This is a genomic window from Pseudomonas sp. GW456-L13 (assembly GCF_017350115.1).
Taxonomy (GTDB): Bacteria; Pseudomonadota; Gammaproteobacteria; order Pseudomonadales; family Pseudomonadaceae; genus Aquipseudomonas; species Aquipseudomonas jessenii.
In genome coordinates this window covers 2,126,790-2,141,273 of the sequence record NZ_JACNAS010000001.1, presented here as the reverse complement: position 1 = coordinate 2,141,273, position 14,484 = coordinate 2,126,790, and the positions used below count along the sequence as shown (strand labels likewise).

Annotated in this window: 10 protein-coding genes; 5 read left to right on the top strand and 5 right to left on the bottom strand. The window is 59.5% G+C overall.

Annotated elements, in window-relative coordinates; translation table 11 throughout:
- Positions 1-9: 9 nt before the first annotated feature.
- From lon to J4D25_RS09705, 3 genes are all read right to left on the bottom strand, one after another.
- On the bottom strand, positions 10-2,427 hold the full coding sequence (lon, locus tag J4D25_RS09715; protein ID WP_057716256.1) for an endopeptidase La: 2,418 nt from the start codon (positions 2,425-2,427) through the stop codon (positions 10-12).
- 329 nt (positions 2,428-2,756) lie between these two features.
- Positions 2,757-5,168: a glucose/quinate/shikimate family membrane-bound PQQ-dependent dehydrogenase gene (locus J4D25_RS09710; RefSeq protein WP_057716255.1), complete on the bottom strand. Its 2,412-nt coding sequence runs from the start codon at positions 5,166-5,168 to the stop codon at positions 2,757-2,759.
- Positions 5,169-5,393: 225 nt separating this feature from the next.
- A complete protein-coding gene (locus J4D25_RS09705) occupies positions 5,394-6,776 on the bottom strand; it encodes a carbohydrate porin (protein WP_057716254.1) in 1,383 nt (460 codons plus the stop codon).
- A gap of 366 nt (positions 6,777-7,142) precedes the next feature.
- Between J4D25_RS09705 and J4D25_RS09700 the strand changes: the two genes are divergently transcribed.
- Together J4D25_RS09700 and J4D25_RS09695 are read left to right on the top strand one after the other, a co-directional pair.
- A complete protein-coding gene (locus J4D25_RS09700) occupies positions 7,143-7,373 on the top strand; it encodes a VF530 family DNA-binding protein (RefSeq protein WP_007985772.1) in 231 nt (76 codons plus the stop codon).
- A 2-nt stretch (positions 7,374-7,375) separates the two neighbouring features.
- The gene (locus J4D25_RS09695; protein ID WP_057716253.1) at positions 7,376-8,020 is read left to right on the top strand and encodes a Pr6Pr family membrane protein; all 645 of its coding nucleotides are present in this window, start codon (positions 7,376-7,378) and stop codon (positions 8,018-8,020) included.
- A 171-nt stretch (positions 8,021-8,191) separates the two neighbouring features.
- On the opposite strand, the gene J4D25_RS09690 is transcribed toward J4D25_RS09695, so the two are convergent.
- Positions 8,192-8,977 (bottom strand): siderophore-interacting protein, encoded by a 786-nt coding sequence (locus tag J4D25_RS09690; protein ID WP_057716252.1) that lies wholly within the window; start codon positions 8,975-8,977, stop codon positions 8,192-8,194.
- Positions 8,974-9,549: a PadR family transcriptional regulator gene (locus J4D25_RS09685; RefSeq protein ID WP_057716251.1), complete on the bottom strand. Its 576-nt coding sequence runs from the start codon at positions 9,547-9,549 to the stop codon at positions 8,974-8,976. The genes J4D25_RS09690 and J4D25_RS09685 overlap by 4 nt, the downstream gene beginning before the upstream one ends.
- Positions 9,550-10,050: 501 nt before the next feature.
- On the opposite strand from J4D25_RS09685, the gene J4D25_RS09680 reads away from it, so the two are divergent.
- The 3 genes from J4D25_RS09680 (at position 10,051) to J4D25_RS09670 (ending at position 14,462) form a co-directional block, all read left to right on the top strand.
- Positions 10,051-10,539: a CS1 type fimbrial major subunit gene (locus J4D25_RS09680; protein WP_057716250.1), complete on the top strand. Its 489-nt coding sequence runs from the start codon at positions 10,051-10,053 to the stop codon at positions 10,537-10,539.
- Between the two features lie 108 nt (positions 10,540-10,647).
- Entirely contained in the window at positions 10,648-13,170 is a 2,523-nt protein-coding gene (locus J4D25_RS09675) for a CS1-pili formation C-terminal domain-containing protein (RefSeq protein WP_057716249.1), read from the top strand.
- Between the two features lie 101 nt (positions 13,171-13,271).
- Positions 13,272-14,462 (top strand): hypothetical protein, encoded by a 1,191-nt coding sequence (locus J4D25_RS09670; RefSeq protein ID WP_241781145.1) that lies wholly within the window; start codon positions 13,272-13,274, stop codon positions 14,460-14,462.
- Positions 14,463-14,484: the final 22 nt, after the last annotated feature.

Here is a 14,484-nt window from a genome sequence, read left to right as displayed (position 1 = left end):
ACTGTTTAATCAGAACAACACCTTCGCCACATCCGCAAAGCGCTTGGCGAAGTGCACGGTAATGCCTTCCTTCAGGTATTCCGGCAGCTCCTCGAAATTCCCGCGGTTGGCCTCTGGCAGAATCAGTTCGAAAATCTTCTGCCGCCGCGCCGCAATCACTTTTTCCCGTACCCCGCCAATCGGCAGCACATGCCCGGTCAACGTCAGTTCGCCGGTCATGGCCACGCCTTTTTTCGGTGGCTGATTGCGTGCCAGCGACAGCAGGGCGCTGGCCATGGTCACGCCGGCGCTCGGGCCGTCTTTTGGCGTCGCGCCTTCCGGCACGTGCAGATGGACGAAGGCTTCGTCAAAGAATTTCGGATCGCCGCCATAGGACTTCAGGTGCGAGCTGACATAGCTATAGGCGATTTCCGCCGACTCTTTCATCACATCACCCAATTGCCCGGTGAGCTTGAACCCACGGTTGAGGGTGTGGATGCGCGTGGCTTCGATCGGCAGGGTTGCACCGCCCATGCTGGTCCAGGCCAGCCCTGTGATCACGCCGACCCCCGCCAGTACCTGCTCGTTGCGGAACACCGGTTTGCCGAGAGAGGCCTCCAGGTCTTTCGGCCCGAGCTTGATCACGGCTTGCGGCTCGTCGAGCAGTTTCATCACCGCTTTGCGCACCAGTTTGCCGAGGTTTTTTTCCAGCTGCCGTACGCCGGCTTCACGGGCATAACCGTCGATCAACGCCTTGAGCGCGCTGTCGCTGATGCTCAGGCTGCTCTTGGACACACCGGCTTTCTCAAGCTGCTTGGGCCACAGGTGACGTTTGGCGATGGCGACTTTTTCCTGGGTGATGTAACCCGACAGGCGGATCACTTCCATCCGGTCCAGCAGCGGGCCGGGGATCGAATCCAGGGTGTTGGCGGTACAGACGAACAGCACTTTCGACAGGTCCATCCGCAGATCGAGGTAGTGGTCGAGGAACTCGACGTTCTGCTCCGGATCGAGGGTTTCCAGCAGCGCCGAGGCCGGGTCGCCCTGGTAGCTCTGGCCCATCTTGTCGATTTCGTCGAGCATGATCACCGGGTTCATCACTTCGACGTCTTTCAACGCCTGCACCAGTTTGCCCGGCTGCGCGCCGATGTAGGTGCGGCGATGGCCCTTGATCTCGGCTTCGTCGCGCATGCCGCCAAGGCTGAAGCGGTAGAACGGCCGGCCCAGGGATTCGGCGATGGATTTGCCGACGCTGGTCTTGCCCACGCCCGGCGGGCCCACCAGCAATACGATGGAACCGCTGATCTCGCCTTTGTAGGCGCCGACCGCGAGAAATTCGAGGATACGGTCCTTGATGTCATCGAGGCCGGCGTGGTGTTTGTCCAGCACCTTGCGCGCGTGCTTGAGGTCGAGTTTGTCCTCGCCGTACACGCCCCACGGCACCGAGGTCGCCCAGTCGATGTAATTGCGGGTCACCGCATATTCCGGCGAGCCGGTCTCGAGGATCGACAGCTTGTTCATTTCTTCTTCGAGGCGTTTCTGCACCTGCGTCGGCAGGACTTTGCCCACCAGCCGCTGCTCGAACTGTTCGAGGTCGGCGCTGCGGTCGTCCTTGGTCAACCCCAGCTCCTGCTGGATAACCTTGAGTTGTTCCTTGAGGAAAAACTCGCGCTGATGTTCGCCGATCTTTCGGTTAACTTCGGCGGAAATCTCTTTTTGCAGGCGCGCGACTTCGACTTCCTTGCGCAGCATCGGCAGGACTTTTTCCATGCGCTTGAGCATCGGCACGCAGTCGAGCACTTCCTGCAACTCGCTGCCGGTGGCCGAGGTGAGCGCGGCGGCGAAGTCGGTCAGCGGCGACGGATCGTTGGGGCTGAAGCGGTTGAGGTAGTTCTTCAGCTCTTCGCTGTACAGCGGGTTGAGCGGCAGCAGTTCCTTGATCGCATTGATCAGCGCCATGCCGTAGGCCTTGACCTCGTCGGTCGGCTCGGTGGGCTGGTGCGGGTATTCGACTTCCACCAGGTACGGCGGGCGGTGGTGCTTGAGCCAGGTCTTGAGGCGTACGCGGGTCAGGCCTTGGGCGACGAACTGCAGCTTGCCGTTTTCGCGGCTGGCGTGGTGCACCTTGACCAGCGTGCCGTAGAGCGGCAGGGCCGATGTGTCGAAGTGGCGCGGGTCTTCCTGGGGCGTGTCCATGTAGAACAGGGCCAGGGAGTGGTGATCGGATTTGCTGACCAGATCGAGGGTTTCGGCCCACGGTTCTTCGTTGACGATGACCGGCAGCACCTGGGCCGGGAAGAACGGTCGGTTATGGATCGGGATGACGTAGACCTTGTCCGGCAGGTTCTGGCCAGGCAGGGCCAGGCCTTTGCCAGGTTTGTGCTGCTGGGCGTTTTCCGGATCGGCGTATTCACTCGGGTCTTCGGGGAATTCCTGCTGGTCGCTCATGGGGGCACCTGCGCAATGGGTATGGGTCTTAGATGGGGCAGGTTGGCGGTGGTTTCAACGGTCATTTTCTGCGACGCGGTGTTTCGCAGGTGTGTTCAGCGCAGAGACAGGTTAGCTGGATTTCGCGGCGACACTATCCCCTGTGGGAGCGAGCTTGCTCCGGGCGGCGTTCCGACGATGAGGCAAGGACAGACACCCTTGAAGTGACTGTCAGACCGCTATCGCGAGCAAGCTCGCTCCCACAGGGGGCGGGGGTGATTTGAAATCTGCGATAACAAAAAAGGCGACGTCCTCACGGACGTCGCCTTTGTTCTGACTGCCGCTAAAACTTACTCGGACAGTTTGTAAGCAATCACATAGTCACCCATTTTGGTGCCCAGTGAGCCGTGACCACCGACGACCAACAGCACGTACTGCTTGCCGTCCTTGCCGGTGTAGGTCATCGGTGTAGCCTGACCGCCAGCCGGCAGGCGCGATTTCCACAGCTCGTTGCCGGTGTTGACGTCATAGGCGCGCAAGTACTGGTCCAGCGTACCGCTGAGGAAGCCGACGCCGCCGGCGGTGACCATCGAGCCGCCCATGCTTGGCACGCCGAGTGGCAGGCCGATAGGCAATGGCGAGCTGTCGCGGCTGGTGCCGTTCTTGCGTTTCCACACGACTTTGCTCGTGGTCAGGTCGATGCCGGCCACGTAGCCCCAGGCCGGCGCCTGGCACGGTACGCCTAACGGCGACATGAACGGGTGCATGATCACCGCGTAAGGTGCGCCCGTGTTCGGTTGCACACCCGCGGTTTCGCTCTCGCGCTTGCTGTCGGCTGCGACTTCGGCACGAGGCACCATCTTCGAGACGAAAGCCATGTAGTTCGGGCTGGTGAACAGCATCTGGCGAACCGGGTCGACCGAAACACCGCCCCAGTTGAAGACGCCGACGTTACCCGGATAGATCAGGCTGCCCTGTTCCGACGGCGGGGTGTACTGGCCTTCGTAGCGCAGTTCCTTGAACTGGATGCGGCACAGCATCTGATCGAACGGGCTGGCGCCCCACATGGCTTTTTCGGTCAGTTCCGGGGCCAGCAGGTTCAGGTCCGAACGAGCCTGGGTCGGCGCGGTGCGGTCACCTTTTACGGCACCTTGCGGAGCCGGAATCTCCTTGATCGGGATGATCGGCGTGCCGTCACGACGGTCGAGGACGTACAGGCTGCCCTGTTTGGTCGGGGCGATCAGCGCAGGTTTCACGCCGTCGGCGGTTTTCATGTCCAGCAGGGTTGGCTGGCTGCCGACGTCCATGTCCCACAGGTCGTGGTGAGTGAACTGGTAGTTCCAGCGCACCTTGCCGGTGGCCAGATCCAGCGCGACCAGGCCGGCGCTGAATTTCTCGGCGCCTGGAGTGCGGTCTGCACCCCACTGGTCAGGGGTCTGGTTGCCCAGTGGCAGGTAGACCATGCCGAGTTTTTCGTCGACGCTGGCCAGCGACCACATGTTGGCCGAGTTGCGGCTGTAGTGTTCGCCCTCTGGCAGCGGTTCGGTCGCGTCGGGATTGTTGCTGTCCCAGTTCCACACCAGATGACCGTCGTGTACGTCAAAGGCACGGATCACGCCGGATGGCTCGTTGGTCGACTCGTTGTCGGTGACGTGGCCGCCCATGATCACCAGATCACGAGTGATCGCTGCTGGCGAGGTGGAGTAGTAGCCGCCGGCGGTGAACGGGCCGATGCCTTGGGTCAGGTCAACCACACCGTTTTTACCGAAACCTTCGCAGATCTTGCCGGTGTCGGCGTTGAGCGCAATCAGGCGTGCATCGGCGGTTGGCAGGTACAGACGACGCGGGCAAGCCTGGGCAACGGCTTTGCCGGCCTCGGAAATCACTGCGGAGGCAGCGCTTTCAGACTTGGCGTAGGCCGCTTCGTCGTAGTACGACACGCCACGGCAGGTCATGTGGGCGAAGCCCTTGAAGCCCACCGGGCTCTTGATCTGCGGGTCGAAACGCCACAGTTCCTTGCCGGTGTCCGGGTCCAGCGCCAGCACCTTGCTATGGGCGGTGCAGGCATAGAGCATGCCGTTGGCCTTGAGCGGGGTGTTTTCGTTGGTCAGTTCCACCGGGTCATCAGCGGTTGGCAGATCGCCGGTCTGAATACGCCAGGCTTCTTGCAGCTTGCCGACGTTGGCCGGGGTGATCTGCTTGAGCGGCGAGTAGCGGTCACCGAATTCGCTGCGGCCATAGGCCTGCCAGTCGCCTTCGGGCATCTGCGGCGCGGTGCTGGTCATGTCCGCGGTGTCGCGGCCCAGTTCGCCGAAGGTTTCGCCAGGATGGGTGAACTGGCTGGCCACGGCGGTGGCGCCGGCCAGGACCACGGCCACGCTCAAGGCACCAGTACCCATAGGGGCAGGGCCGTTGATCAGCAATGGACGACGGAACCACGGCAGCAGCATCACCACACCGAGGGCGAACCACAGCGCCAGGCGCGGCACCAGTTGCCACCAGTCGAGGCCAACTTCCCACAGTGCCCAAACGGTGCTGGCGAACAGTACCAGTGCGTACAGGCCCAGCGCCGCGCGGCGGGCAGCGATCAGCAGGACGCCGCTCAGCGCGATGCCGATACCGGCCAGCAGGTAATACAGCGAGCCGCCAAGCATGCTCAGCTTGATCCCCCCGGCCAGCATGGCCAGGCCCATCAGCAGAAGCAATATGCCGAGCAGGGTCGGCAATAGACGGCTTCGGCTCAAGGCACCATCAGTGCTCATAGTGTGATTCTCCGTGACGTTTCAAGTAGTCCCGCGCAAGTTCACTGTAGATGACGATCTTGTGCGGGCAGGGTTCATATAAAACGGGTTTGGCTGACGCAGTCCCTGTAGGAGCGAGCTTGCTCGCGAGAAGCCTGAGAACACCGCGGGGTGTCAGGCTCCAAGCGTTATCGTTCACGTCCATCGCGAGCAAGCTCGCTCCTACAGGGGGGGGTGTGGTGTTTTTTAGAACGACGACTGGACCTTGATCCCGCCGATCAGCGCGTCATCGACCTCGTCCACGCCACCGGGATGGCGGATGTATTGCAGGTTCGGGCGCACGGTCAGCCAGTTGGTCACGTGCACGCCGTAATAGAGTTCGGCGCTGTATTCGGTGTCCTGAGGCGGCAGGTAGGACGGATTGTCGTAGTCGAAAACAACATTGGCCTGGTTGGTCGCCTCGGCATTCTTGCGATAGGCCGGGTTGACGTGGACGCGGGCCATGGCAAAGCCGATGTCGTCCCTGGCGCGCGCGTCGAGCAAGCCTTTGTAGACAAGACCCGCCTGGACGTAGTTGTCGATGGCGTTGGTCTTCTTGTCGTGCATCGTGCCGTTGGCGAACAGGCTCAAGCCGCGAGAGTGGTCGCTGGCGAGGCTGGTGACTTGCTGCTGAAGGCCCAGCCACACACCGTGTTTGCTCGACGCGCTGCGATAGGCTTCGCCACTCAGGGCGGCAGGCTGGCCATTGCTGTCCTTGTAGACGTCGGTGGCGTTGGCGCTGCTGTAGTAGTAACCGGCGCGGTATTCACCCGGCAGGCCGTTGAGTTTCGGCGTCCACACCAGCTCTACCGGCAGGACTGCGCCCTGGGTGCCGCTGCCGCTGAGCTTGAAACCGTTGTCGCGGTCAAGGTTCGACGGGTTCTGCTCATACGCGCCGATCTGCGCGTACAACTCTGGCGTCAGGTGATATTTGACCCGCAGCGCCCACTGGCTGACCGGCCAGTTGTACCAGATGTCACCGGCCCAGTTGCCGACCTGGGAGCCGCAGAACGCCAGGTTTTGGAAGTCGCAGGGGAAGCTGTTGAAGTCTTCACCTTCGCCGAAGCGGCCGACCTTGATGTCGAGCTTTTCATCGAAGAACTTCTGCTGATACCACATCTGCGTCAGGCGCCAGGTCTGGCCGCGGCCCCAGACTTCCTGGGCCGATGTGAAGCCGCCGACACGCGGGTCATTGATGCGGTCGTTGCTGATGTTGTTGCCGCTGCGTTCGGTGATGGTTAGCTGAAATTCAGCATCGTCCCAGCCGAGGATCTTCTGCAAGTCCAGGTGGGTGCCCAGGCCGAACTGGTCGCTGTAGCGCGCGGTGCGGTCGTGGTCGTAGCCGCCGTGAAGGTTGCTGCCCATTTCGCCGGTGTAATCCAGTTTGAAGTCATAGCCTTTTTCCGCCAGCTCCGTACGTGTGCCGTTCCAGTCGCCGAGCATCCACGGTGAGTCGCTATCGAATGCCGGAGCGGCCTGGACACAGGTGGCGAGGCCGAACGCGGTGAACCCGCCGATCAGTTTGAGGGCGTTGTGGCAAGAGACAGTCTTAAAGACAGCGCTGTCTTTCGAAAATCGCAAATCAGGCATAGGGAAGAAATTCTTGATCTTTTTCTGGGGGATGAGCGGAAGAAGTGACTGGCAGAAGCGTTTCAGCTAAAGCGTGCGCAAGGATAATGTTCCGTTACAAATAGAGAAAGGGCTTTTGATGACATGCATCGTTTCGGATTTTGTAACAGTCAGCTCTTTGTAGGAGCGAGCTTGCTCGCGATGGTCGTGAACAATAACGCGTCAAACCAGATACCCAGCGGCGTCGTTGCGTTTTTCGCGAGCAAGCTCGCTCCTACAGGATTCCAGGACTCCAAGATCACCTACATTTAACAGACCGCTTCCACCCGAAGAAGCCCTCGGCTAAGGTGCGCGGCTTTCCCATTCCAACATCGCTGAAGGCCCGGCATGACCGAACACAACACTGATCCGCTGCATGGCGTGACGCTGGAACAGATCCTCAACGCGCTGGTTGAACACTACGAGTGGTCGGGGCTGGCCGAGCGCATCGATATCCGCTGCTTCAAGAGCGACCCGAGCATCAAGTCGAGCCTGACATTCCTGCGCAAAACCCCGTGGGCGCGGGAGAAGGTCGAGCGCCTGTATGTGAAGTTGATGCGCACCAAACGACCGCTTTGAACATGGTCAACCCTTCTGCGTTACACCGTCGTTTTGTGGTCGTGGCTGCCATGCTCGGCTGGGCGGGGTTGAGCATCCAGATGTACCTGATTTTCCATTCGCGCTGGACGCTGGGCGCCAGCCTGATCGGTGGGCTGGTGAGTTTTTTCAGCTATTTCACCGTGCTGAGCAACACCTTGGTGGCGACCGTGCTGACCTGTGCAGTGACATCCCGCGAGTCGGCGGCGCGTCGCTGGTTCTTGCAGCCGTGGGTCAGTAGTGGCATTGCCGTGAGCATCGCCGTGGTGAGCCTCGCTTACAACCTGCTGCTGCGCCACTTGTGGCATCCCGAGGGCTGGCAATGGCTGGCCGACGAACTGTTGCACGACGTCATGCCGCTGCTGTTTCTGGTGTATTGGTGGAGTTGCGTGCCCAAGGGCAGGCTGCGGGTGGGACACATCGGGTTGTGGGTGATCTATCCGCTGGTCTACTTCGCCTATTCGCTGCTGCGCGGGCATTTGCTGGCGGTTTATCCCTACCCGTTCATTGATGTCGAGAAGCTGGGTTATCCACAGGTGTTTATCAATGCCGGGGGATTGTTGGTGGGGTTTGTGGTGATTGCCTTGCTGGTGATTGGGCTGGATCGGTGGCGTACCGCCCGGAAGTGAACGCTGATTGTGGTGAGGGGGCTTGCCCCCGTTGCGCTGCGAAGCAGTGCTAAAAGCTGCAATGAGTATTTATCTGAAACACCGCATCAGCAGATTTTACGACTGCTTCGCAGCCGAACGGGGGCAAGCCCCCTCGCCACAAAGTCTTCAACCAGCGATTGAGCGAGCAGATCACTCCTCGTCACTGTCCCCCAGTTTCCAGTAACCCACCGCCTTGACGAACTGCTCGTCCAGCCCGTGCTCATCCAGCAGCACCCGACGAATCTGCCGCGACACTTTGCTCTCGGTCGCCACCCATGCGTACAGGCTGCCGGTTGGCACCTGGATCTGGCGCACCGTGCTCAACAAATGATCTTTGCCGCCTTCGCGCAGCACCCAGATCACATTGACCTCGGCAGCGCTCTCCAGCACTTGCTGCTCCTTTCCGTTTTCCACTTCGACAATCACCAATGCGCGTCGATTGGCTGCCAAGCCTTCGAGGCGTCGGGCAATGGCGGGCAGGGCGGTTTCGTCGCCGATCAGCAGATAGCTGTCGAACATGTCAGGAACGATCATCGAACCCCGTGGCCCGCCGATGTGCAGGAACTGCCCCGGTTTGGCCTGTTCGGCCCAGGTCGAGGCAGGGCCGTCGCCGTGCAGTACGAAGTCGATGTCCAGTTCCAGGGCGTCCAGATCGTAGCGACGCGGGGTGTAGTCGCGCATCTCAGGCAGCGGACCATTGTCCTTGCCGGCGCCCAGCACCAGGGTTTCCAGCGCCGCGGCCTGTTCGGCATTTTGCGGGAACAACAGTTTGACGTGATCGTCCGTGCCGAGGCTGACAAAGCCTGCCAATTCAGGGCCACCCAAAGTAATCCGGCGCATGCGCGGAGTCAGGTCGACCACGCGCAACACTTCCAGGCGACGGCGTTTGATTTCGTGCATGACACGGTGAATGGTTGAGGTGATAACTTCAGTCATTCGGCGTTCTCCTGAACGGGTTGAACGGCGGGGCCGTCGACGATGGCTTTGGCGGTGTCGTTGAGCAGGACAGCGACGCGCCGGATTTCTTCCTTGCTCCAGCGGCCGTGGTGCAGTTGCAGCGCGTGGCGCAGGTTATGCACGGCTTCGTGAATTTCGGGCGGGCGATCATGGCCGCGCAGCGAGCGTTTGCTGACATCGATGCGCACCCGCACACCTTCAAGGGCGATGGCTTGCTCTTTCAGGGACAGACGTCCGGCGTCGGTCACGCTGTAGCGTTTTTTTCCGCCTTCGGCGTCGCCCTGGATCATTTCGCTCTCTTCCAGAAAGGTCAGGGTCGGGTAGATCACACCAGGGCTGGGGCTGTAGGCACCGTCGAACATGCCTTCGATCTGGCGGATCAGGTCGTAGCCGTGGCAAGGCTGTTCGGCGATCAGCGCCAGCAACAGCAATTTCAGGTCACCGGGGGCGAAGACCCGGGGGCCGCGACCACCGCGCTCACGTCCGGGGCGTTTCTCGAAGCCGTCGCGGCCGTCGCCGTGTTCACGGTGGGGGGAATGATGGTCTCTCATTTCTGCTTTCTCTCGTCGTGTTTAGATACAACTTAAGATATATCTTAACGAGAAAGCAAGCCCCCCTGACCGGTGGCCGTTCCGAGCGTCGAGCCGATGACCCCGCCAAAACCGCAAAAATAGTGGTAATCAGTGCGGGTGAAAAACCTGAAATTAGTGTTAACTCTCTAATGTTGGGTTTTGGCCTGTTAAATGCGGGGTTTGTGGTATTGGTCTTACAGAAGTAACTTCGTTAGTTTCTGCTTGTCATTGCCGTTAGTGTGCGGTTTGTAGTATTTCTCTTACAGTCAGACATTGATTTTTAAGTTATTTCAGGTTTTTTCTTTCTCGGGTGATAGCACTTTGGCTACGCACTTGCAGGAACGTTCCTGCTTACTTTCCAGATAAATTGATCGATCATCTTTCGGCGTTGAAAGTTCAGCTGAGCAAATAGCTGCTCGTGACGGTTTTGCTCAACTTGAACTTTCTGCGCTTATCCTTTTAAAAGACAGGTACTGAAAGATGTTCAAGAAAATCGCGTTTGCTGCTCCTCTGGCTGTTCTGGCTCTGAGTTCTTCCGCCGTATTTGCCGCGGGTGAAGCCCGTCACTCCATCAACCTTGTCGCGCATGTACCGACCAACGGTTTCTACGTGGTACCGGTCGATCCGGATCTGGTCAACAAGGATCAGAGAATGGATTACATTCCAAGCAAGGGCACCATGGATGAGGTCAACGGTTTCTTCGACGTACGCAACAACAACGGCTCGGTGCATGCCAGCCTTGAAAGTGTGCCGGAGCTGATCAGTGGTGCATCCAAAATTGGCCTGCAAGTGGCACTCAACAATGTAGTGCTCACCACGACTCCGCAAATGGTGGTTGGCGAGACCGAATCGAATGTCAATTACCGTGCCCCACTCAACATCAAGGCACAAGGCACCACCTTTGCACCAGGTGATTACACCGGTGCCGTCACCATGATGTTCGACGCTGTTCCTCCGGTTGCTCTTTGAACTTGATCAAGAGTCATAAGCGCTTACTTGTATAAGTAACGTGACCGACCGGCAATATTAAAAGTTGCCGGTCGGGTTTCAACTTCTTTGATATTAGAGTATTCGTTCATGTTCCCGATGACGCCCATCGCGGCAGCGCTTGCGTTGCTGTTATGTAGCAGTGCATTTGCGGCGCCCGCTTCCGTTGATAATACGCCGCGAAGTTTGCTGGCCCAGGCCAAAGGCTTGCCGGCAGAGTTCGAGGAACATTTTTTCGACGTTCCGTTGGCGGTTCGGGTCGAACTCGATCAGCAACCGTTGGGCGAGGCGATGATTGTATTGTCCCGCGATGACCGGGTGACGTTGCTCGATTTCACCGACACCAGTGAAAGCCGCTTCGGCGCCAGCGAACGCGAGACTTGGGCGGATATCCTCAAACCCGGCGTGGCGCTGGGCGCCTGCAGCGGTCAATGCCCGGAGCAGATGCTGGCGGTGCACTACAACCTGGAAAATTCATTGCTGTCGATCGTCACCGAAAATGCCGAACGCGACAGCGAAGCCAAGCGTTTCTACGATCAGCCTGAAGGCGGCAGCAGCGGCCTGATGGTGCGCAATCAACTCAATCTCAACGGCGGCCAGGATCAAGACCTGGGCGGTCGTTTCGGTCTGGAAGCCAGCGGCAGCCTGGGCAACTGGAGCCAGACCTTCAACATGCAACTGGCGCGTCTGGGTGGACCGGACGACAAGACCTATCACGCCGTGCATGAGCTCTTCACCCAGCGCGAACTGGAGGGCAGTTTTTTCCGGCTGGGGTACTTCACGCCCAACTCCGAAGGCTTGACTCGCCAGCCCCGTTCGTTCGGTACCAGCCCCGACACCGCCGTCGGCGTGATGTACGGCAGTTCCGACAGCCTGGCCATCGACAGCCCGAAACCCAGCGTGTACCCGGTTTACGTCACGGCCAACCGTCAGGGTTCCGTGGAAATCTATCGCGATGGCCTGCTGATCAATACACAGTCAGTGCCAGCCGGGTTGCAGACCCTCGACACACGGCCATTGCCGGGCGGTATTTACGAGGTGGAAGTGCGGTTGATCGAAGATGGTCAAATCACCTCGACCACCCAGGAGCTGATCTATAAGCCGAACAACTGGCGCAACCACGATGAGCGCTGGCGCTACAACCTGTTCGCCGGGCAGGAAAGCAAACTGCTCAGCAACTGGGATCAACAGAGCAGTGGCGATGCCACGGCGGGCGCCTCGATCAATTACCTGCTGCACCCACGGGTGATTCTCGGACTGTCGGCACGCCAGGTGCGCGAAAAACTCCAGTACGGCAGCTCCATTGACTGGACCCTGGGCAACAGCACCAACGTCTACGCCAATCTTTACCAGACCGAAGACCACGGCACCGGCGCCGATCTGCAAGGCCTGTACAACTACGGCTCTGGCAGTCTGGTGATCAGCCACAACCGTAGCTGGCTCGACACCACCAACACTTATGACACCCTGCCCGACGGCACCCGCGTACGCCAACGCAATGTGTTCACCGGCCAGACCAGCAACTCGTCGCTGGCGCTGAACCACCGCATCAGTCGCAAGAGTTCGCTCAACGCGCGGGTGTCCCACAGTGAGGGCAATGTCGAGGGCGTCGGCGTCGACCTCGGCTGGACCCAACGGACCCAGCTGTTTGGCAGCGATGCCAATTGGCGCCTGTCGTTGTTCGACCGTCCGGGCAGCTACAGCAGCGGCGATGCGCGCAATCGCGGGGTCGACCTGAGCATCAACATGGCGCTCGGCGGTCCGGGCCAGCAGATTTCCGGCAGCATCGGCAGCCGCACCGCCCGTGAGGGCGGTCGCGACAACAACGCCTCGCTCGGTTACCGCAAGGACCTGCAAGACCACGTGTTGCAGAGCGTCTCGGTGACTGCGCTCACCGACACCTATGGCGTCGGCCTGTCGAGCCTGGCGAATTTTCGTACCGACGAAATCAACGGCGACGGTTTCATTCAACGCTCTTCGTTCAACAACAAATTCACCGGTGGCCTGAACCTCGACAGCACCCTGGTGGTCGGCGCGCAGCGCATGGCGTTGACCAGCCAGCATCAAGGGCGCGGCGCCGGGATGATTGTCGACGTCGAGTCCGACATCGACGGTATCGCCTTGCGCGCCGACGACCTCAGTGGTGGCAGCGCGGCGCTGCGGCCGGGGCGCAATTTCATTCCGCTCACGGCCTACAAAAACAGTTCGGTGAGCTTCGACTTCGAAGGCAATCACGTGCCGGCGGCCAGCATCGAACCGGCGCGCACTCGCTATCACCTGAACAAGGGCGGTGTGGAGTACCGCAAGGTGCGGGTGATGAAAACCCTGACCGTGCTCGGGCGCCTGATCGATCCGCAGGGGCGGCCGCTCAAGGGCCACCACGTGATCAACCACGCCAGCCGTGGGGTCAGCGAGGTCGACGGTTTCTTCTCGATGGAAATGAACGCGGGTTCACCGACCCTGCAAGTGCGATATGCCGACCAGTTGCTCTGCCAGTTCCGTCTCGATACCGACAAACACCGCAATGAAAACAACGTGCTGATGATCGGTGATTTGCGCTGTTCGCCGGACACCTTGGCGGACGCCAATCGCACGGCTGAGACGGCGGGATGACGGATATCCGGTTCAAGGGATTTTTGAGGTCATGTCAAATGTTAGATATTTCACAAGTTAAAAGGTCAGCCATATATGCAGCCGCTGTTGTTGGAGTAGTCGTGGCGCTGTTCCCTGCTTCAGCCGCAGCGGTCACCCAACAAATCAGGGCAGTGTTTTACCCTGATGCATCTAACCCTCAATTCAATAAGTTCGAAAATAGAACGCCGTTAAGTGGTTTTTGCTTGGATAACCCACCTCAATGCCACGCTGAAAACCTGTTCAGCTTACGCCTGCCTATTCTCTCTTACTCGAATGCAACCATTGTGGGCGGTCATACCAACAAGCGTTTGGGGGCGATGTTTAACATTCCTTCGCAATGGCAAGACGTGACCGTCAGCCACCCAACGGCGCCCCCTCAAACCGTCAGGTTCCGGGTGGCCGGCATGGGCGTGGCCTACAAATTACCTCTGCCGGCACCCGAACTGACCGGCGGGTTAGGCCATAACTATCTGTTTGAGGGCGGTACCTGGAGTTATGCCGGTCCACCGTGCACCGGTTTAATGGGGGCGGGTAATGACATTGGTTTCAATAGTTTCTGGCGGCACCCGGTTAGCGCCGAGATTTGCGCCAAGAAGGCTGTTTTCGATATTCCACAACCCTTCAAATATGAAACGTTCGACATTACTTATGAGCTTGATACTCCCAATCCCCAAGACATGGTTTCGGGGCAATACACCGGACAGCATATTTTTCGAGTTGGGCCAAGCCAGGATTTTGATTTGGGCGATGTGATGATTCCTCAGGACAACGTCATCGTTCTTGATTTTCTTCTCGACGTTGAACATGTGTTGAAAATCGACATCCCCCCCGGCGGTGAAAAAATTCAGCTGGTCCCGGCTGGCGGCTGGCAGAGGTGGTTGCATGCGGGGCGAAAACCCGTGCGGTTGTTCCGTGACCAGACCTTCAACATCTCGGCCTCATCGCGTTTCAAGATGCACATGGAGTGTGAGTGGAGCACTGCCTACGACTGCATGCTCGATGACCGCGTCTCCAAGCGGGGGGTGGAGCTGCAGGTCTTTGTCACCCTGCCCAATGGCCTGACCGACACGAGCGGGCAACCCGTCAGGCACATGCGTTTGCGAGCGGGCGCGGCCAATGCGTTGAATTTCCAGCCGGGCTTCTACGTCGACAGGGCGCCGGGTGTTCTGCACTTTGAAGTGCCCCAGAGTCAAATGGCATTCATGCTCGAACCGGGTGCCGGTCCTTACTACAAGGGCAAGGTCACCGTGATCTGGGATTCGGAAATCTGATGGGCCGCCTATCGATGGACCG

Excerpts from the sequence above, each read along its gene's own strand:
- lon (WP_057716256.1), bottom strand. The coding sequence starts at position 2,427 with ATGAGCGACCAGCAGGAATTCCCCGAAGACCCGAGTGAATACGCCGAT.
- J4D25_RS09710 (WP_057716255.1), bottom strand. The coding sequence starts at position 5,168 with ATGAGCACTGATGGTGCCTTGAGCCGAAGCCGTCTATTGCCGACCCTG.
- J4D25_RS09705 (WP_057716254.1), bottom strand. The coding sequence starts at position 6,776 with ATGCCTGATTTGCGATTTTCGAAAGACAGCGCTGTCTTTAAGACTGTC.
- J4D25_RS09700 (WP_007985772.1), top strand. The coding sequence starts at position 7,143 with ATGACCGAACACAACACTGATCCGCTGCATGGCGTGACGCTGGAACAG.
- J4D25_RS09695 (WP_057716253.1), top strand. The coding sequence starts at position 7,376 with ATGGTCAACCCTTCTGCGTTACACCGTCGTTTTGTGGTCGTGGCTGCC.
- J4D25_RS09690 (WP_057716252.1), bottom strand. The coding sequence starts at position 8,977 with ATGACTGAAGTTATCACCTCAACCATTCACCGTGTCATGCACGAAATC.
- J4D25_RS09685 (WP_057716251.1), bottom strand. The coding sequence starts at position 9,549 with ATGAGAGACCATCATTCCCCCCACCGTGAACACGGCGACGGCCGCGAC.
- J4D25_RS09680 (WP_057716250.1), top strand. The coding sequence starts at position 10,051 with ATGTTCAAGAAAATCGCGTTTGCTGCTCCTCTGGCTGTTCTGGCTCTG.
- J4D25_RS09675 (WP_057716249.1), top strand. The coding sequence starts at position 10,648 with ATGTTCCCGATGACGCCCATCGCGGCAGCGCTTGCGTTGCTGTTATGT.